This window comes from Meishania litoralis, assembly GCF_042611095.1.
GTDB lineage: Bacteria > Bacteroidota > Bacteroidia > Flavobacteriales > Flavobacteriaceae > Meishania > Meishania litoralis.
Genome location: NZ_JBHFPV010000001.1, coordinates 302,890 through 323,021, shown reverse-complemented (window position 1 = coordinate 323,021; position 20,132 = coordinate 302,890). Strand labels below are relative to the sequence as shown.

Sequence of the window (20,132 nt, the reverse complement as noted above, 5' to 3'; positions counted from 1 at the left end):
GATTATTCACCTTGCCAAATCTTTTACGTTTGTAAGGTAATGGCACATACTTTGATTCGGTTTTTAACGTTATACAGACTAGAAAATAGTTAGAACGCTATGTTTAGAAAAATATCCGCTTGCCTTTTCCCGCTTCTGGGAATGGTTTTTTTTGGCATTTCGCAAGAGACCAAAATCTACACACACGAAGATAAAGACTATCAAGATGCACTGGCACTGTACAATAATGAGCAGTACCAGGCGGCACAGACCATTTTCGGCAGGGTAAAGAATACCACCGATAACCTTGAAACGAAAGCAAATAGCGCCTATTATGAGGCCAATGCCGCAGTTCGTCTGAACCAATTGGGAGCCGATGATCTTATGGAAGATTTTGTCGAAAAATACCCGACATCGACAAAACGAAATTCCGCCTTCGCCGATGTGGCCGAATACTATTTTGAGACCGGAAAATATCCATATGCCCTAAAATGGTACAACAAAGTGGATCAAGGGGCACTTTCGCGAAAAGAAATGGACAAGTTCAATTTCAATTATGGGTATTCACTTTTTTCCTCAAGAAATTCGAAAGAGGCCGAGCGTTATCTGAACAAGGTTGTCGATTCGCCCATCTACGGGTCACAGGCAAAATATTATTTGGGCTATATTTCGTACCAACAAGATGATTATGAGGCGGCGAACCAACGTTTTGACCAGATAACCGACCCCGAGATTCTTGATGAAAAACTGAGCTATTACCAAGCCGATATGAACTTTAAGCTGGGCCGGTTCGAAGAGGCCATCGCCCTGGCCAAAAAGCAACTGCCCAAGTCGGATCGCAATGAGGTGTCAGAACTCAACAAGATCATTGGCGAGAGCTATTTCAACTTGAAGCAATACGACAACGCCATATCTTATTTGGAACAATATAGGGGCAAAAAAGGCAGGTGGAGCAATACGGACTATTATCTCTTGGGATATAGTTATTATAAACAAGGTGATTTTGCAAACGCCGCTCAACAGTTCAATAAGATTATTGGAGGAACCAACAGTGTTTCGCAAAACGCCTATTACCATTTGGCGGAATGCTATTTGAAACTCGACAAAAAACAGGAAGCCTTGAACGCTTTTCGAAATGCCTCTCAAATGGATTTCTCGGCCGAGATCCAAAAAGATGCAAGCTTGAACTATGCCCGGCTCAGCTACGAGATCGGTAACCCTTACGAACCGGTGCCTCAGGTAATCTCAGACTATCTCGATAAGTATCCGAACGATTCGAACGCGCAGGCCATGCAAGAACTTTTGGTCGATTCGTATATCACTTCCAAGAACTTCGCCGGCGCTATGGAATTGCTTGAAAAAAATAGAAACTTCGCCAGTAAGGCCACTTATCAGAAAGTGGCTTTTTACAGGGGTGTCGAACTTTTTATCGATACCGATTATTCAGGATCGGCAGATGCTTTTGCCAAGTCTTTGAACAGTGCGGCCGATGCTTTGTTCGAGGCAAGGGCTGCATATTGGAAGGCAGAATCGGAATATATGTTGAACAGGTTCGATGAGGCGTTGGCCGGCTTCAAAAGGTTTCAGCAAAGTTCGAGTGCGCGTTCGACGGAAGAATATAAGGATCTAGAGTACAATTTGGCCTACACCAATTTTAAGTTGAAGAATTACGGACAGGCCATTTCGCATTTCGGAAACTTTGCAAGTACTTCACCGTCTGACACCCAAAAATTATACGACGCCTATTTGCGGTTGGGCGACAGCTATTTCGTGACCAGCAAATATTGGCCGGCCATAGAAACGTATAACAAGGCGTTGGCCCTGAGCGGACCTGAAAAGGACTATGCCGCCTACCATAAGGCTTTAAGTTATGGTTTTGTCGATAGGGCCAATACGAAAATCGAGGAATTGGAAAGCTTTACATCAAAGTATCCGAATTCTACCTTAAAGGATGACGCTCTTTTTGAGCTCGGCAACTCATACATAACTTCAGGTCAGGAAAATCGGGGGCTTCAGGCCTATGATCGCTTGATAGCTGAATATAGGGCGAGTCCTTTGGTCGCCCAGGCCATTATGCGACAAGGGTTGGTGCATTATAACGCAAGCAGAAACGAACAGGCCTTGGCAAAGTTCAAGACGGTGGTCCGCGATTTTCCGAACACACAAGAAGCCGTACAGGCAGTGGCCACGGCCAAACTGGTCTCTGTCGATATGGGCCGCGTCGATGAATATGGTGCCTGGGTACGTGATTTGGATTTCGTCGAGGTGACGGATACCGAGCTTGACAATGCAACGTATGAATCGGCCGAGAAGAAAAATATGGAAGGTCAAAAAGAGGCCGCCATTCGCGGTTTTGAGAGTTATATCAAGCAATTCCCCAACGGGTTACATGCGGTCAAGGCGAACTTCAATTTGGCACAATTGTACTTTGCCAAGGGCGATAAGGAAAAAGCCCTGATTTATTACAAGTTCGTTGCCGATAAGGGCGCGAACGAATATACCGAACAGGCATTGACCCGCACGTGTGAAATATACATAGGCAATAAAGATTACACTTCAGCTTTGCCGTATTTAGAGCGATTGGAGGCAACCGCCGATATACAACAAAACCGAACCTTTGCCGAATCAAATCTTATGAAGGGCTATTACCAACAAAAGAATTACGACCGAACACTTGAGTATGCCGAAAAAGTTTTGGCAACCCCGAGTATCGACAATCGTATAAAAAGTGATGCCAAGATCATGATTGCCCGATCTGCGATCGCCACCGGGAATGAATCGAAAGCCGAATCTGCGTATGCCGAGGTATTGCAGATTGCTTCGGGCGAGACCGCCGCCGAAGCACTTTATTACGATGCTTATTTTAAAAATAAGGGGTCACAGTACGAAGCCTCGAACAGCTCGGTACAAAAATTGGCAAAAGATTATTCGGCCTACAAAGAATGGGGGGGCAAGGGCTTGATCATTATGGCGAAAAACTTTTATGCCCTTGACGATGCCTATCAGGCAACCTATATCTTGGATAATGTAATCACCAATTTTAGCCAATATGCCGACATTGTGGCCGAGGCACGGGGCGAACTTTCAATTATCAAGGCGAAAGAGGCGCAGCGCAATTCTTCAGTTGACCCGGGAGGAAATTAAAATACGCGAGAAAAAAGAACACCTATGCACAAATACATCAAAATAACGCTATTCGCAGTTCTAGGAGTCTTTCAGTTGGCCCTAGCTCAAGATGATGAAGATGAAAATGAGATCGGAACCGAAACGGTTACCGTTACGAAAGCCTATACCCCGACGATCTCGGATGCCTTTAAGATCAAGTCGATACCGAATCTGAACGACTCCATCGTGCTTCAGAAGAAAAAGATAGACTATAGTATCTTTTCGGTTCCGGTAGCTTCCACTTTTACGCCGGCAAAAGGGAAGGCCTCAGCTGTCAAAAAGACGCCGCCACCTATATTGTATAATTCCTATGCCTCGGCAGGAGGGGGCAATCCGGCGAATATTATGGCCAAATTCCATACAAGTCGTACCATTGACCGTGAATCAAGCTTTACATTGGGGCTTGACCATAATTCGTCCCGCGCCGATATCAGTGGAATCGTGCTCGATAATATCTATTCGAAAAGTAAGCTCGATGCCTCGTATGCCAAACGTGACCGCGATTTTCGTTGGGGTGCCGATATAGGTTTGAAACATCAATTGTATAACTGGTACGGACTTCCTGAGGGAACCGACCCTGTTACCGTAGCCGGTATCGAGGAACGTCAGAATTACTATATGGGCGAGGCAGGTGCGCATATTGATGTCGAGGATGCTTATTTTACCGATGCTTCTTTAAAGTATCGAAGGTTTTGGGATGCGGTTAAGTCGGGCGAGAACCGCGCTATTTTCAAAACGGGATTCGAATTTCCGGTAGGGGAAGAAGTTTTTGGCATCAAGGCCAAGGTCGATTATGTAAATGGTGCTTTCGAGAATGCAAGCTTGAACGATCCAGAGAATACCGCGGGTATAAAATACAGTCATTTACAGGTAGGTGTCAATCCGAGTTTGACCTTGTTACGCGATGATTTGTCGCTGAACCTTGGTGTCAATTTCGTTTACGGCCTCGATAGTGAAAATAGTGATAGTAGGTTCTTTATCTATCCGGTGGTTACGGCCTCATATCGCCTTTTGGATGAATTTGCCATAGTATATGGCGGTATCGAGGGTGAGTTGCAACAGAATTCATATTATGATTTCGTTGAGGAGAATCCTTATGTTTCTCCAACACTTACAATTGCACCGACCGATAGACAATATGACGCCTATGCCGGTTTGAGAGGACAACTTTTACCGAATTTGAGTTATAACATTAAAGGTTCTTACACGGCTGAAAACGGAAAGGCACTCTTTAAGTTGAATCCTCAAAACAGTTTCAGGAATGATGAAAAAGGATATTACCACGGTAATTCTTTTGAAGTTTTCACCATTGATGGGGTCACACTGGGAGATGATGTCAAAACCTTGGGAATTTTTGGCGAATTGAACGTCGATGTGAATCGAAATTTTACCTTGGGAATCAATGCCGAATTCTACGACTATAGTACCGAGACGGGAAATCCGGCTTGGAACTTGCCAAATTTGACCGGCTCCCTTTTTATGGATTATCAAATAGGCGAGCGGTGGTATATGGGCGCCAACCTGTTCTACGTAGGCGAACGGGAAGATTTTTCTTCTCAAGTGGTCCAGAACGTTCAACCTTCTGAATTTCCTGCTACCTTGATAGCACTTGATGGGTATTTCGATGCGAACGCCCATATCGGGCATCGCCTCAGTGATCAACTATCAATTTTTGTCAAAGCGGCCAATATCGCTAATAATAATTACCTGCGATGGGCAAATTATCCGGTTCAGGGTTTTCAGGTTTTGGGCGGGGCTACCTATAAATTCGACTTTTAGGGCAATTGGGTCGACCCATAATTTGAACCGTTGGCCGAAGAAAGTCGTCGTCGCTACCGTTGCTTTTCCGTAATTTGCTATTTTAGAGGTAGTTAAATACCCTAAATGAGACTTTTCAAGGTTACGGAGCATATCGTTGCGATTTTGTGCCTTTTAGCGGTAGTTCCGGTTATGGCACAAAACCTCGTAAAAAATCCTAGTTTTGAACAATATGTCGATTGCCCCGAAAAACTCGGAAATCTTAATGCCGATGTAATCGATTGGTCCACCCCCACTGAAGGTTCTACCGACTATTTTAACAGTTGTAGCAAGGCTATGGGTACGCCTAAAAATTTTAACGGAACCCAACCTGCCGATTTTGGACAGGGCTACGCGGGACTGTACCTTTATGCACCCGATGATTATCGCGAATATTTACAGGTAGAACTATTCGAACCTTTGGTCGAGGATGAAAATTACACGATTTCCTTTTATGTGAGTTTGGCCGAAAGATCCGATTTTGCCGTTAAGGATTTCGGTGTATTGTTCTCAACCGTACCTTTGCAAGTAGCGACCAAAAAAGAACTTTCCAAGAGGCTTCTTTATCAACAAAAGAATACTTCGTACCATGCCATCGAAATAGGTTACACCAATTTTTATCGTGACACCAATGACTGGGTTTTGGTGCATTCCGAATTCATCGCCAAAGGATCCGAACGCTTCATGATCTTGGGTAATTTCAAGACGAATGCGCGCACGCGTATGTTCAAGACCGAAAAATATGCGAAACAGGGAGCCTATTATTATATCGATATGGTTTCGGTTGAACGTACGGAACGAAAAGATATGGGTTCCGATTTGGTATCCGGTGCGTCGGGCAAGCATGATTTTGAATTGGATAAGACACATGTTTTTACCAATGTTCTATTTGATTTTGATGAGTTTATACTGCTCGATTCGGCGAAAAAAGAAGTGGCCCGTGTCTTCGATTATTTAAAAAAAGATTCGACACTCACCATTGAAATAAATGGCCATACCGACAATATTGGTTCTGAGGGTTATAATCAGGTTTTATCCAACAAAAGGGCCAAGGCCGTTGCCGATTATCTGGTGCAATTGGGCTTATCGGGCAAAAAGATCAAGTGGAACGGTTTCGGGGGAGAAAATCCGGTCAGTGAAAATTCCTCTGTCAAGGGTAGGCAAAGAAATCGTCGCGTAGAATTTATTATTGCCAAAGAATAGGTCGTTAAATACCGTCATTTTAAGTTAAAGCCCGTAACTTGCGCTAAATCAAAACCAATTTATGGACCTCAATATCGCGGTACTCATTGACGGGGATAACATACCCTCGGCCTATGTAAAGGAAATGATGGAAGAAATTGCCAAATACGGCAACCCGACCATTAAAAGAATTTATGGAGACTGGACAAACCCCCGACTCGGAAAATGGAAACATGTTTTGCTTGAAAATGCAATTACCCCGGTACAGCAGTATGGGTATACCCAAGGTAAAAATGCGACCGACTCGGCCATGATCATCGACGCTATGGATATTCTCTATTCAGGCAAAGTAAACGGCTTTTGTATCGTTAGCAGTGATAGTGATTTTACGCGTTTGGCGACCCGATTGCGTGAAGCCGGCATTCAGGTTATCGGAATAGGTGAAAAGAAAACCCCGAATCCGTTTATCGTTGCCTGCGATAAGTTTATATATCTTGAGATACTTAAAAAGCAATCCGATAGCGATATAAATGAGGCTTCGGCGGCGAAAAAGACTTCTGAAGACAGTGTTGACAAAATCACACCGAAAGACTTAAGGCTTATGGCCACTACGATCGAAGATTTGGCCGATGATGACGGGTGGGCTTTTTTAGGAGATGTGGGCAGTTTGTTGCAAAAAAAACAACCCAATTTTGATTCCCGTAATTATGGTTTTCAGAAGTTGACTCCCTTGATCAGCTCGATCTCGCAATTCGAAATCGAGAGAAGGGAAGATTCTAGGGGCCGTAAAAAACTCATTTATGTAAAGATCAAAGAGAAAAAAGGGTCACGTTCAAGAAAATGACGGGCAACTTGATAAAGTTGTTGCGCATTCGATAGACACCCATTGATACCTTCACGCTATTATTTGTGCGATCACTTTATCGAAAAATAACGTTAAACAATTTTTATTGTGTATTTTTAAGGTTGAACTTTAAAGTTGGTATTACACAAAATCAAAATCATGGAAAAATTAAAAGTACTTCTGTTCGTATGCGTATCAACGTTGTGTTTTCAGCCGCTGACGGCCAATAATGCCCCTATTCCCGATATTATGGATCGATCCATGGCGGATATCGTGGGTTCGTGGGCCTATGATGTGCAGAATGTGGATCCACAATATGCCAAGGGAATTTTACATATTGAGAAGGAAAAGGGAAAATATGTTCTTAATATTCAAGGCGCTGAGGGAAGTATGATTCCGACCGAAGAACTTACAGTTGATGGAAGTGAAGTTAAATTTGTGGTCTATGTGGAAGGCGATAGGGTTTCGATTACCTTAAATTTTGACGGAGATTCGTTCTCCGGTGATGGATCTTCTTCCTCGGGTCCTTTTACCCTTTCTGGCAAAAGGATTCCCGACCCGAAATAGTTTTGGTACATAGGTAAAATATAATCAAAAAAACCCCCGCGCTAACGGCGGGTTTTTTATTTGTACAATGGGTTATCGAATATTTGGTTATTTTAGGGAATTCAATATTGGGGCAATGCGAAAAATTCTTCCTCTTGTTTTACTTATCTTATGTAGTTGCGATCTGTTCAAGAAAAAGGTAGATCTGATAATCTTAAACGCCAATGTCTATACGGTCGATGATTCTTTTTCGAAAGCGGAGGCCTTTGCTGTAGACAAAGGCAGGTTCATTGCCGTAGGCACATCCGACGAAATAAGAAGTACATACACGTCAGATCAAATTATTGACGCCGACGCACGGACCATAACGCCGGGATTGATCGACGCCCATTGCCATTTTTTCGGATTGGGTATGGGTCAACAGACCGCCGACTTGAGAGGTACCAAAAGTTTTGCTGAAGTATTGGATAGGGTGCAGGCATTCCAGGATCAAAACCCTAAAGATTTCATATTGGGTAATGGTTGGGATCAAAACGACTGGGAGGTCAAGGAACTTCCTACCAAAAAAGAACTCGATGAGCTGTTCCCCGACACGCCCGTAGCCTTGCGAAGGATCGATGGTCATGCCCTCTTGGTGAACCAAAAGGCGTTGGATATGGCCGGAATCAGTTGGGATACTAAAGTTGAAGGCGGGGAAATCGTGAAAAAATGGACTGATGGGTATTCAGGAATTACTGGGGTTTTGATCGATAACCCTATGGGTCTGGTTACCTCACTAATTCCTCCTCCAGATCTTCAAACAAAGATTCAGGCCCTAAAGGATGCCGAACGCATCTGTTTGAACCATGGTTTGACGACGGTCAATGATGCAGGTATCGATCGTTCGACCATTGAATTGATCGACAGCTTACAACAGATCGGTGAATTATCGATACGGGTTTATGCCATGCTCAGCAATACCCCTGAAAATCTGGAACATTATATTTATCAAGGTCCATACAAGACCGACCGGTTGAATGTGCGTTCCGTAAAGGTTTACGGCGATGGAGCACTGGGTTCTAGAGGAGCTGCCTTAAAAGAACCCTATTCAGATCAAATTGGTCATTATGGGGCAATGGTCACGCCCATCTCAGAGATTGAGGACCTTGCCCGTCGTCTGGCAATCTCGGAGTATCAAATGAATACCCATGCAATTGGTGATTCGGCCAATGTTGTGGTATTGCGGGCCTATAAAAACGCCTTGAGCGGACAGCAAGATAGGCGATGGAAGGTTGAACATGCTCAGATAATCGCTCCCGAGGATTTCGGATATTTTGAAGAGGGCATTATTCCTTCGGTTCAACCTACACATGCCACGAGCGATATGTATTGGGCCGAGGAACGTTTGGGCGAAGAACGCATTAAAGGCGCCTATGCCTTTAAAAAGTTATTGGACGCGGCCGGAATGGTAGCTCTGGGTACGGATTTTCCTGTGGAACAGGTAAGTCCGTTTTTGACATTTTATGCTGCCGTTACACGTCAGGATATTGACGGGTATCCCGAAGGAGGGTTCCAGTCAGACCAAGCTTTGACACGTGAGGAAGCCTTAAAGGGAATGACTATTTGGCCAGCATATTCCAATTTTGAGGAAAACGAAAAAGGGAGTATTGAAGTGGGTAAATTTGCCGATTTTGTGATTTATAGTGATGATCTGATGCAGGTTCCTGTTGAGCAGATTCCAACGATACAGGCACAACAAACTTTTATTTCGGGAGTAGTGGCCGAATAAAAAACCCAAGACTTTTTTGCCCTGGGTCTTTAAAACATTTTGATATTGTTTGATTACATTTTTATCGGTACAGAAACCCGGGTTTTGTCCCATCCCATGACCAAGTCGACGCCGCCGTCGATTTCCTTGTAGGCTATGGAGAATTCCTCCAAGGAAGAACCATCCATGGTTTTGGTGGCACTTACACGAACTACGTCTGCGGATTCGTCATAACTATAAGCCCCCCACTGGTTCAGGTTCTTGTTCAAAACAACGGTCCATTCTTTTTCCCCAGGAATCGTAAATAAGGAATACGTTCCTGCATTGACATCCTTCCCTCCAAAATTGATATCTTTGTAAAAAGTGATTTCCGTGGCCTCATTGGCCCCTGTTCTCCATACCTTTCCTGCTGGGGCCAGTTCGGCCAAAGACCGCCCTTTTAGTTGGGGCCTGCTATATATGACTCTTACCGATTTATTGGAGTCCCTTCCTCCCGGAGGATAAGAAGCGATATCTGCGGGACTTTTATCCAGACCCGAAAAATTTTGTGCGTTTGCGTCGGTGGTGAAGACCAGGGAGATTACCAAGATCGTAAGTGTGAGAATTTTTTTCATAAGTGTATTTGTTTTAGGCCCCGAATTTCATTTTAAAGGGCAAGTGGGTTAAAACTAAGTAGTATTCAAATGTATCTCTGCTAAAAAGTCGTTAAAATTTTAACAGCTTACAAAAGATCGATTTTTTTTGATAATCTCCATATTGATATTACATAATTATACCAAATAGTTCTTTTTGATATTAAAATAATATTAATTGAGATATAATTGTTTTATATTATAAATAGAAAGAACATCTTTGCTTTATAATTATTAAAATACGTGATTATGTGCGGTATTGTATGTGCTTTTGATGTTAAGCAATCAACTGAGCTTTTGAGACCTCAGATACTTGAAATGTCGAAAAAAGTAAGACATAGAGGTCCTGATTGGAGCGGGATCTATTCAGATGATAAAGCTATTTTGGCCCACGAACGTCTGGCCATAGTAGACCCGGCCTCTGGCAAGCAACCTTTGTTCAGCGAGGATAAAAAACTGGTTTTGGCCGCCAACGGCGAAATCTATAACCATCGTGAACTTAGAAAGCAATTTGAGGGTAGGTATAATTTTCAGACTAAATCTGACTGTGAGGTCATACTGGCCCTGTATCAAGAAAAAGGGGTCGATTTTATCGATGAAATGAACGGTATCTTTGGATTTGCCATATATGATGTTGAGAAAGACGAGTATTTTGTGGCCCGCGACCATATGGGTATCATTCCCCTTTATATTGGATGGGACAAGCATGGTACTTTCTACGTGGCCTCTGAATTGAAGGCCTTGGAAGGAACCTGTACAAAGATCGAGCTTTTCCCCCCGGGTCATTATTTGCACAGTGCCGATGGCGAACTGAAACAATGGTATTCTCGCGATTGGATGGAATACGATGCCGTAAAGGATAATGAGACCAGTATTCAGGCCATCAAAGAGGCCCTTGAAGCCGCGGTGCACCGACAGTTGATGTCAGATGTGCCCTATGGTGTTTTACTTTCAGGGGGGTTGGATTCTTCCGTTACATCGGCCATCGCAAAGAAATATGCCCAGAAGCGCATCGAGTCAGATGACACTACCGATGCGTGGTGGCCACAATTACATTCTTTTTCAGTGGGCCTGGAAGGATCCCCTGATTTGGCTGCGGCACAAAAAGTGGCCGATCATATCGGCACCGTACACCATGAGATCAAGTTTACCATTCAAGAGGGCCTCGATGCCATAAAGGATGTTATTTATAATCTTGAGACCTATGATATTACGACCATTAGAGCTTCGACACCAATGTATTTGATGGCAAGGGTGATCAAGTCCATGGGTATTAAAATGGTGCTTTCGGGCGAGGGGGCCGATGAACTGTTCGGCGGTTATCTATATTTCCACAAAGCTCCGAACGCGCAGGAATTTCATGAAGAAACCGTTCGAAAGTTGAGCAAATTACATATGTACGACTGTTTGCGGGCCAACAAATCACTGGCTGCATGGGGAATCGAGGGGCGCGTTCCGTTTTTGGACAAGGAGTTTATGGATGTGGCCATGCGAATCAATCCGCAGGACAAGATGATCAACGGCGAGCGAATGGAAAAATGGGTGGTCAGAAAAGCCTTTGAAGATATGCTGCCCGAAAGCGTGGCATGGCGACAGAAAGAACAGTTTTCAGACGGGGTCGGTTATAGTTGGATCGATACGCTAAAGGAACTGGTGCGCGATGAGGTTACCGATGAGCAATTGGCCAATGCAAAGTTCAGGTTTCCGGTACAGACGCCGACGACCAAGGAAGAGTTTTACTACCGCTCGATATTCGAATCACATTTTCCAAGCGATGCGGCCGCCCTATGCGTGCCCCAAGAACCATCAGTGGCGTGCAGTACGAAAATTGCCTTGGAGTGGGACGAGGCGTTCAAGAACATGAACGACCCTTCCGGCAGAGCGGTTGCGAACGTGCATGACGATGCCTATATAAAATAATGGCAAAAATATAATTCTGTTTTGGCCCTGAAGGGTCCTCTGTTTTTATTTGATTAGTCAATTGGCCCTAGCGATAATGTTAGGGTCTTTTGGTTATTCCTCCAACTTTATTGAATATGTAATAACATTAGATTTTTGAATGAGATTTCAAGGGTTTTTGCTTTCAAATTTTCCACAAATTTTGTTAATAACTTAGAGGTTAAAAAAATGCCAAAACCCTATATTCCATAGGGTATTGCATATATTTGTAAGATTGCTGAATTTGAAGTTGAAACAACGTAAATCCTATGAGCGAAGAAGCAGGTAAAAAAGACGAAAACAAGAAAAAATATTCCGCCGATAGCATTCAGGCCTTGGAGGGTATGGAGCATGTGCGCATGCGTCCTTCGATGTACATTGGTGATGTGGGTGTTAGGGGGTTGCACCATTTGGTTTATGAGGTAGTCGATAATTCGATCGACGAGGCCATGGGTGGGCATTGTGATACGATAAGTGTCATTATAAATGAGGATAATTCGATTACCGTTCGTGATAACGGTAGGGGAATTCCTGTAGATCTACATAAAAAAGAAGGTATTTCGGCCCTTGAGGTCGTCATGACAAAAATCGGTGCTGGCGGCAAATTCGATAAAGACTCCTATAAAGTGTCGGGCGGATTGCATGGTGTCGGTGTTTCCGTGGTAAATGCCCTTTCCGACAACTTGAAGGCTACCGTATACCGCGATGGTAAAATCTGGGAACAAGAGTATGAAAGAGGAAAGACCCTTTATCCTGTTAAAAGTGTAGGGGAGACTACGGAGAGGGGTACAATGGTAACTTTTCATCCTGACGACCAAATCTTCACTCAGACGATCGAATACAATTATGACACGTTGTCGAATCGCATGCGGGAACTTTCTTTTTTGAACAAAGGGGTCACAATTTCGTTGACCGACAGGCGGCAGAAAGACGATAAGGGTGAATATGTATCTGAAACTTACTACTCTGATGAAGGATTAAAGGAATTTGTCAAGTTTTTAGACGGTAATCGGGAGGCATTGATCCAAAATGTCATCTCAATGGAGGGTGAGAAGAACGATATACCTGTTGAGGTGGCCATGATCTACAATAACAGTTATACCGAAAATCTACACTCTTATGTAAACAATATAAATACACACGAAGGTGGTACCCATTTGTCAGGGTTTAGAAGAGGGTTGACCACCACACTGAAAAAATATGCCGATGCATCGGGCATGCTCGATAAATTAAAATTCGAGATTCAAGGCGATGACTTTAGAGAAGGACTTACCGCCATTGTTTCAGTCAAGGTGGCCGAACCGCAGTTCGAGGGGCAGACCAAAACGAAGTTGGGTAATCGAGAAGTATCTTCGGCGGTCAGCCAGGCAGTATCCGAAATGTTGACCAATTATCTGGAGGAGCACCCAGATGATGCCAAAATGATCGTTGAGAAGGTAAAACTGGCCGCACAGGCGCGACATGCGGCAACGAAAGCCCGCGAGATGGTTCAACGAAAAACGGTCATGAGCATTGGCGGTTTGCCCGGAAAGTTATCCGATTGTTCAGAACAAGACCCGGCATTGTGTGAAGTATTTCTGGTCGAGGGCGACTCGGCGGGCGGTACCGCCAAGCAAGGCCGAGACCGAAACTTTCAGGCAATTTTGCCATTACGGGGTAAAATTCTGAATGTTGAAAAGGCCATGACCCATCGAGTGTTCGAGAACGAGGAAATAAAGAACATCTATACGGCGCTAGGGGTTACCATCGGTACTGAAGATGACAGTAAGGCCTTGAACTTGGACAAGCTTCGCTATCATAAGGTAGTTATCATGTGCGATGCCGATGTCGATGGAAGCCATATCGAGACCTTGATCTTGACTTTTTTCTTCAGGTACATGCGCGAGTTGATCGAAGGAGGGCACGTCTATATTGCGACCCCCCCCTTGTACCTTGTCAAAAAAGGCAGTAAAAAACAATATGCGTGGGACGATAAGGAGCGCGATGAGATTGCCAATAGTTATAGTAGCGGGGTAAGTATACAGCGCTATAAAGGTCTTGGTGAGATGAATGCCGAACAATTGTGGGATACCACAATGAATCCTGATTTTAGGACTTTAAGACAGGTTACTATTGACAATGCAACAGAGGCCGACCGTATTTTCTCGATGCTGATGGGTGATGAAGTTCCTCCAAGAAGGGAATTTATAGAGAAAAATGCCGTTTATGCCAACATTGATGCATAGAAATAGGCACTTACACAACAAAAACTTGTCCGCCACCCGGCGGACATTTTATTTTAGGGAAAACTTACAATATGAAAAAGGTAATTTTCCTACTTTTTACGATTGCTGGCCTAAACGTCTATGGCCAATCCAATATCAATGAGATTTTAGCGGCAGGGCTAGATGATGCAGAGCGGTTTACCAATGATTATCTCGCACCAGTTTCCGAGGGAGCCATGCATAGTATCTCGAACGGTTGGTACAACCATGGTGAAGCAAAACCACTGGGCGGTTTTGAAATTTCGATTATTGGTAATATGGCCAATTTCAAGGACAAGACCGATAAAAAAACCTTCGAGTTGAACACTGTTGATTATGAGAACCTACAGTTCGACGATGGTAGTACTTCCAAAATGGTGTCCACGGCTCTGGGCGATATAGAAGGAGTAATGGTCTACGTTGTAGGCGAAATTGCACCGGGCGTCAATTCACGGGAAGACTTTGAACTTCCTGCAGGTCTGGCTTCGGAGGATGTCAATTTTATTCCTTCTGCATTTATACAGGCCAGTATCGGACTTTTTAAGGGAACCGAGCTTAAAGCCAGGTTTTTGCCCAAGATAAATACTGAAGAAGCGGCGATAGGACTTTATGGTGTGGGTGTTCAACACGAGTTTACACAGCATTTGCCTGCCGAGAAACTGTTTCCGGTGGCCATTTCAGGAGTAATAGGGTATACCCACCTTGATGGCACCTATGATTTCACAAGTACCAATATCATTGCAGGCGAAGATCAACGAATAGATATGAAGATGAATACCTGGATTTTTCAGGCAGTTGTGTCTACAAAACTTCCAATAATCAACTTTTATGGAGGTCTGGGCTATCTAAGCGGAAAATCAACAACAGATATTCTTGGTACCTATACGGTGCAGTCCGGTCCTTTCCAAGAAACATACACCGACCCATTTTCGTTGAATAAGGATGCCAAAGGTGTTCGAGCAAACATAGGCGCAAAATTGAAGTTGGGCTTTTTTAGGCTGCACGCCGACTATACTTTAGCAGATTTCAATAGCCTTTCGGTGGGTCTTAATTTTGGTTTTAGGTAAGTAACGATCTGTACGGCGAGCTTTCAATTTTGCACAGGTTTTTTTAGGGTCTCGTTAAACTCTTTGAAATCGTAGGCTGAAGGTAAAACAAAAAAAAGCGCCTCTCGGGGGTGAGGCGCTTTTTTAAAAAGGGTTGTAACTAAACGTACTACTGGAATATTCTTATTTGTTAAAGGGTAGTATTAATCTCTCCTCGCTAACATGACTCCATCATTTCTTTCAAGCAATGAGCCATTCACCGATTGCTTTAGAATTACATGGTCGTCGCTCCTCTCAAGACCGGGGTAGGAAATAACGTAAACGCCATCCTCTTGTTTCCATTTAAAGTCCGACTTTACGATGATGCTGCCATTTTCGATACGGTGATACCTGCCTAAATAGGCGTCATTGAAAATCCATTCCGTACGAATAGTCTGCTTACCGCTCAAGCTGGTAGCCACTTCTTCGAGATCCCAGATACCAATGATGGGGTCGTCGTTTTCCGGAATTCGCGTACAATTGCTTACGAATATGATTCCTAGTATTGCTAAGAATGAAAAAATCTTTTTCATTTGGTTTGTAGGCTATAATTCGATTCGGGGTTCGATATCATAACAACGGCACTTTGAGAGTGGGTATTGCCAGAATTCGATGTACGGCACGATATTCTAATTTTCTTCGTTGAAAAGCGCCTTTTTTTAACATCAATGCATTTCATCGATCGGTGAAATACCACATTTTGAACATAATTATGCCATCTCACATCTTCTTTTAACTCTTAATTTCAGTATTTTTGAGGCGTTCAGATTTTGGTCGCTGGGCTTAATGTCCATAAGGTGGTATAATCGAATAGTATTAATAATAAATCATAATTAAATGAAAGTAACAGTTGTTGGGGCGGGAGCCGTTGGCGCCAGTTGTGCCGAGTATATTGCAATCAAGAATTTTGCGTCGGAAGTAGTTTTGTTGGATATTAAGGAAGGATATGCCGAGGGAAAGGCCATGGATTTGATGCAAACGGCCTCTTTAAATGGTTTCGACACCAAGATTACCGGGGTAACCAATGATTATTCGAAAACAGCGGGAAGCGATATTGCCGTTATTACATCGGGCATTCCTAGAAAACCGGGAATGACCCGTGAAGAGCTCATCGGAATCAATGCAGGAATCGTAAAAGCCGTATCCTCTAGTTTGATCGAGCATTCTCCGAATGTTACCTTGATTGTTGTAAGCAATCCGATGGACACCATGACCTATTTGGTACACAAAACCACCGGACTGCCAAAGAACAAAATCATAGGTATGGGAGGTGCCCTTGATAGCGCCCGTTTTAAATACCGATTGGCTGAGGCTTTGGAAGCCCCTATTTCAGATGTTGACGGAATGGTAATCGGGGGTCATAGTGATACCGGAATGGTTCCCCTAACATCGCATGCCACGCGTAATAGTATCAAGGTTTCCGAATTTCTGTCTGCCGAGCGATTGGCCCAGGTAGCAGAAGACACTAAGGTTGGTGGGGCGACCTTGACCAAATTATTGGGTACCAGTGCTTGGTATGCCCCCGGGGCGGCAGTTTCGGCATTGGTACAGTCGATTGCCTGTGACCAGAAGAAAATATTCCCATGTTCTACTTTTTTGAATGGGGAATACGACCTTGAAGATATATGTATAGGTGTTCCCGTAATATTGGGCAAGGATGGAATCGAGAAAATCGTCGATATCCCCTTGAGCGATGCCGAAAAGGCAAAAATGCAAGAAAGCGCGGCCGGTGTTACCAAAACAAATGGCCTTTTGGAATTGTAATCTATTAGCCAATAATATGAAACGTCTTGCCATGCAATATTGCGCAAGACGTTTTGATTTATGGAACCTCGCCAAATATTATGAACGAGTTCATTGTCAATATGTAGCCGAAATCATATATTTGCACGCTGTTAATCAAAATAGCTCAAACATAAACGCAACCCATGCAGAATAAAGGACTTATAAAGCTTTTTGCCCTCCTATTCGGATTAGTAAGTATCTACCAGTTATCGTACACTTTTATAACCGGTAAAATTGAAAAGGAAGCCGAGGTCTTTGCCAATAGTAGAATTTCGGAAAGTGAGGAAGACTATGTTTCAAAGCGCGAAGCACTTGAGGCCAGTTATCTTGATTCTATAGGAAGTAATCCTATTTTAGGGTTTACCGATTATAATGAGGCCAAAAAGAAAGAACTGAACAAAGGTCTTGACTTGAAAGGCGGAATCAACGTAACGCTTCAGATTTCTATCAAGGATATTTTGAAAGGTTTGGCCAATAACACCAAAAATCCGGTCTTCAACAAAGCCTTGGCCGACGCCGATACAGCTTCTAAAAACAGTGATGATACTTATATTGATCTGTTCTTCGATGCTTTTGACAATATAAAAGGTGATACGAAATTGGCTTCACCTGACATCTTTGCGAACAAAGGTTTGAGCGAAGAAATTAATTTTCAGATGAGCGATGACGAGGTCAAACCGATTATCCGAAGAAAAATTGACGAATCTATCGTTTCGGCGTTCGAAGTACTCCGTGAACGTATCGATGGTTTTGGTGTGACCCAACCGAATATTCAGCGTGAAGGTAATTCGGGACGTATTTTGGTAGAACTGCCCGGAGCAAGGGATATTGCCCGTGCACAGGACTTGCTATCCAGTACCGCCCAGCTTGAGTTTTGGGAGACCCATAGCCAGAGCAACCCGAGCTTCAGTCAGTTTATTGTTGCGGCAAACGAGAAACTTAAGACAATGGTCGATACGACCGAAATCGAAGAACCGGTAAAAGAAGAGTCCGAAATCGATTCGTTGCTTTCCGATGTTGCCACCGATTCATTGGATTTGGGCAATCAGGTCAATCCGTTATTTGATTTGTTGATTCCGGCCAACCCGGGCACACACGCTATGTTCAGGGCCGCCATCAATGATACGGCGAAAGTGGGCGAATATCTTCGAATGCCCGAGATCAGACGTCTGCTTCCGGCCGATATTCAATTTGCGAAATTCGTATGGGAGAGGCCACCGACTCCAGAGACCGAAGTAGTCGACCTATATGCCTTAAAATCGAATAGGGACGGTATTCCGCGGATCAGCGGTGATGTGGTGAGCGATGCCCGCGACGATTTCGATATGGGAGGAAGACCGGCCGTTTCCATGACCATGAATACCAAGGGTGCCAAAGAATGGGAAAATCTAACGGGTGACGCCTACAATAATCAAACGGGCATCGCCATAGTTTTGGACAATAAAGTATATACCGCACCGGGCGTGTCTTCAGGCCCTATCTCCGGTGGTCGGTCTGAGATAACCGGAACCTTTACCGTCAACGAGACAAAAGATATTGCAAACGTTTTGCGGGCCGGTAAGCTGCCCGCATCCGCAGAAATCATTCAATCGGAAATTGTGGGGCCGTCTTTGGGCCAAGAAGCTATTGATAGTGGCTTTATGTCATTTATGCTTGCAATGGCCATCGTTTTGATCTGGATGATTTTTTACTACGGCAAGGCGGGTGCGTTCGCCGATGTTGCCTTGCTGTTGAACATTTTATTGATTTTCGGGGTTTTGACGAGCTTGAACGCGGTCTTGACCCTGCCGGGTATTGCCGGTATCGTTTTGACCATTGGTATGTCGGTCGATGCCAACGTACTCATTTTTGAAAGAATCAAAGAAGAGCTTGCCAAAGGCAAAGGTAAGGCACAGGCCGTTGCCGATGGTTTTGGCAATGCATTGTCCTCGATTTTGGATGCCAACATTACTACCGGCCTTACGGCCTTGATTCTTTTTGTATTCGGTTCGGGGCCCATTAAAGGTTTCGCAACGACCCTTTTGATCGGTATTGTCACCTCATTGTTCACGGCTATTTTCATAACAAGATTGTTGATCGATTGGTATATTGGTGGTAAGGGTAGAACATTGGATTTTTCGACTTCTTTGACCAAGAATCTTTTCAAGAACATGAATATCGATTTCTTGGGGAAACGAAAAATAGCCTATATATTATCGGCGATCCTTCTAGGTATCGGAATATTTTCGTTGGCAACAAATGGCCTGCAGCAAGGGGTTGATTTTGTAGGTGGGCGTTCATATCAAATCCGTTTTCAAAATGAAGTAAACCCATCGGAAATCGCTTCAGAATTGAATACTGTCTTTGGTAGCGGAACAAATGTCAAGGAGTTCGGCGATGCCAATCAAATCAAATTGACCACACCTTATAAAGTCGATGTTGAAGGTGTCGAGGTCGACAATGAAATTCAGGACAAACTTTTTACCGCGTTGCAAAAGTATTTACCTGACGGAATGACGAAATCGGATTTTATTACGGGTAGTGACGAAAAATCTATTGGTATAATGCAATCGGTAAAGGTCGGGCCCACCATCGCCGATGATATCAAGAAAAATGCTTTCTTGGCCATAATCGGTTCGTTGGCCGTGGTTTTCTTGTATATTTTGATACGATTTAGAAAATGGCAATTCTCCTTGGGAGCTGTTGTGGCGGTTTTTCACGACGTTTTGATCGTATTGGGTGTATTCTCTCTTTTTGGAAAGATAATGCCTTTCAATATGGAAATCGATCAGGCTTTCATTGCCGCGATCTTAACGGTAATTGGATACTCTTTGAACGACACCGTGGTCGTTTTCGACCGTATTCGTGAGATTATAAACGAAAAAGGATGGCGTAGTGGAATGAATGTCAATCTTGCGTTGAACAGCACATTGAGTAGAACATTGAATACCTCGATGACAACATTGGTAGTATTATTGGCAATTTTTGTTTTTGGCGGAGAATCGCTAAGAGGCTTTATGTTTGCCATGATAGTCGGTATTATAGTAGGTACATATTCCTCGTTGTTCATTGCCACGCCCGTAATGTTCGATATGCTTACCAAAAAGATAAAAGGGGGCAGTGAAAAATAATAGTTGAACCAGTTAAATAAAAAAGCCGCTTTTAAGCGGCTTTTTTATTATTCCGTGTTGAGCAATTACCTTGACTTTT

At 43.7% G+C, this 20,132-nt stretch carries 13 protein-coding genes; 11 read left to right on the top strand and 2 right to left on the bottom strand.

Annotated features, from left to right (window positions below; translation table 11 throughout):
• Positions 1–99: 99 nt before the first annotated feature.
• From ACEZ3G_RS01470 to ACEZ3G_RS01445, 6 genes are all read left to right on the top strand, one after another.
• The gene (locus ACEZ3G_RS01470; protein WP_432423706.1) at positions 100–3,123 is read left to right on the top strand and encodes a tetratricopeptide repeat protein; all 3,024 of its coding nucleotides are present in this window, start codon (positions 100–102) and stop codon (positions 3,121–3,123) included.
• Between the two features lie 24 nt (positions 3,124–3,147).
• Positions 3,148–4,923 carry a TonB-dependent receptor gene (locus ACEZ3G_RS01465; protein WP_432423705.1) on the top strand — a complete coding sequence of 592 codons (1,776 nt, stop codon included), beginning with the start codon at positions 3,148–3,150 and terminating at the stop codon, positions 4,921–4,923.
• Between the two features lie 105 nt (positions 4,924–5,028).
• Positions 5,029–6,144: an OmpA family protein gene (locus tag ACEZ3G_RS01460; RefSeq protein ID WP_432423704.1), complete on the top strand. Its 1,116-nt coding sequence runs from the start codon at positions 5,029–5,031 to the stop codon at positions 6,142–6,144.
• A gap of 61 nt (positions 6,145–6,205) precedes the next feature.
• Entirely contained in the window at positions 6,206–6,967 is a 762-nt protein-coding gene (locus tag ACEZ3G_RS01455) for an NYN domain-containing protein (RefSeq protein WP_432423703.1), read from the top strand.
• A 159-nt stretch (positions 6,968–7,126) separates the two neighbouring features.
• Positions 7,127–7,534: a hypothetical protein gene (locus ACEZ3G_RS01450; protein ID WP_432423702.1), complete on the top strand. Its 408-nt coding sequence runs from the start codon at positions 7,127–7,129 to the stop codon at positions 7,532–7,534.
• 115 nt (positions 7,535–7,649) lie between these two features.
• Positions 7,650–9,281, top strand: a complete 1,632-nt coding sequence (locus ACEZ3G_RS01445; protein ID WP_432423701.1) for an amidohydrolase — start codon at positions 7,650–7,652, stop codon at positions 9,279–9,281.
• 53 nt (positions 9,282–9,334) lie between these two features.
• On the opposite strand, the gene ACEZ3G_RS01440 is transcribed toward ACEZ3G_RS01445, so the two are convergent.
• A complete protein-coding gene (locus ACEZ3G_RS01440; protein ID WP_432423700.1) occupies positions 9,335–9,874 on the bottom strand; it encodes a DUF2911 domain-containing protein in 540 nt (179 codons plus the stop codon).
• A 267-nt stretch (positions 9,875–10,141) separates the two neighbouring features.
• Between ACEZ3G_RS01440 and asnB the strand changes: the two genes are divergently transcribed.
• From asnB to ACEZ3G_RS01425, 3 genes are all read left to right on the top strand, one after another.
• Complete coding sequence (gene asnB / locus ACEZ3G_RS01435; protein WP_432423699.1) at positions 10,142–11,812, top strand: asparagine synthase B; 1,671 nt, start codon at positions 10,142–10,144, stop codon at positions 11,810–11,812.
• Between the two features lie 287 nt (positions 11,813–12,099).
• A complete protein-coding gene (gene gyrB, locus ACEZ3G_RS01430) occupies positions 12,100–14,055 on the top strand; it encodes a DNA topoisomerase (ATP-hydrolyzing) subunit B (RefSeq protein ID WP_432423698.1) in 1,956 nt (651 codons plus the stop codon).
• A gap of 71 nt (positions 14,056–14,126) precedes the next feature.
• Entirely contained in the window at positions 14,127–15,140 is a 1,014-nt protein-coding gene (locus ACEZ3G_RS01425; protein WP_432423697.1) for a DUF6588 family protein, read from the top strand.
• Positions 15,141–15,322: 182 nt separating this feature from the next.
• Here the strand turns inward: ACEZ3G_RS01425 and ACEZ3G_RS01420 are convergent, their stop codons facing one another.
• Positions 15,323–15,691: a hypothetical protein gene (locus ACEZ3G_RS01420; protein WP_432423696.1), complete on the bottom strand. Its 369-nt coding sequence runs from the start codon at positions 15,689–15,691 to the stop codon at positions 15,323–15,325.
• A 304-nt stretch (positions 15,692–15,995) separates the two neighbouring features.
• Here ACEZ3G_RS01420 and ACEZ3G_RS01415 point away from each other — a divergent pair, with 304 nt between their 5' ends.
• Positions 15,996–16,922, top strand: coding sequence for a malate dehydrogenase (locus ACEZ3G_RS01415; protein ID WP_432423695.1), 927 nt, complete (start codon positions 15,996–15,998; stop codon positions 16,920–16,922).
• Between the two features lie 164 nt (positions 16,923–17,086).
• Positions 17,087–20,053 carry a protein translocase subunit SecDF gene (secDF, locus tag ACEZ3G_RS01410; protein WP_432423694.1) on the top strand — a complete coding sequence of 989 codons (2,967 nt, stop codon included), beginning with the start codon at positions 17,087–17,089 and terminating at the stop codon, positions 20,051–20,053.
• Positions 20,054–20,132 lie beyond the last annotated feature (79 nt).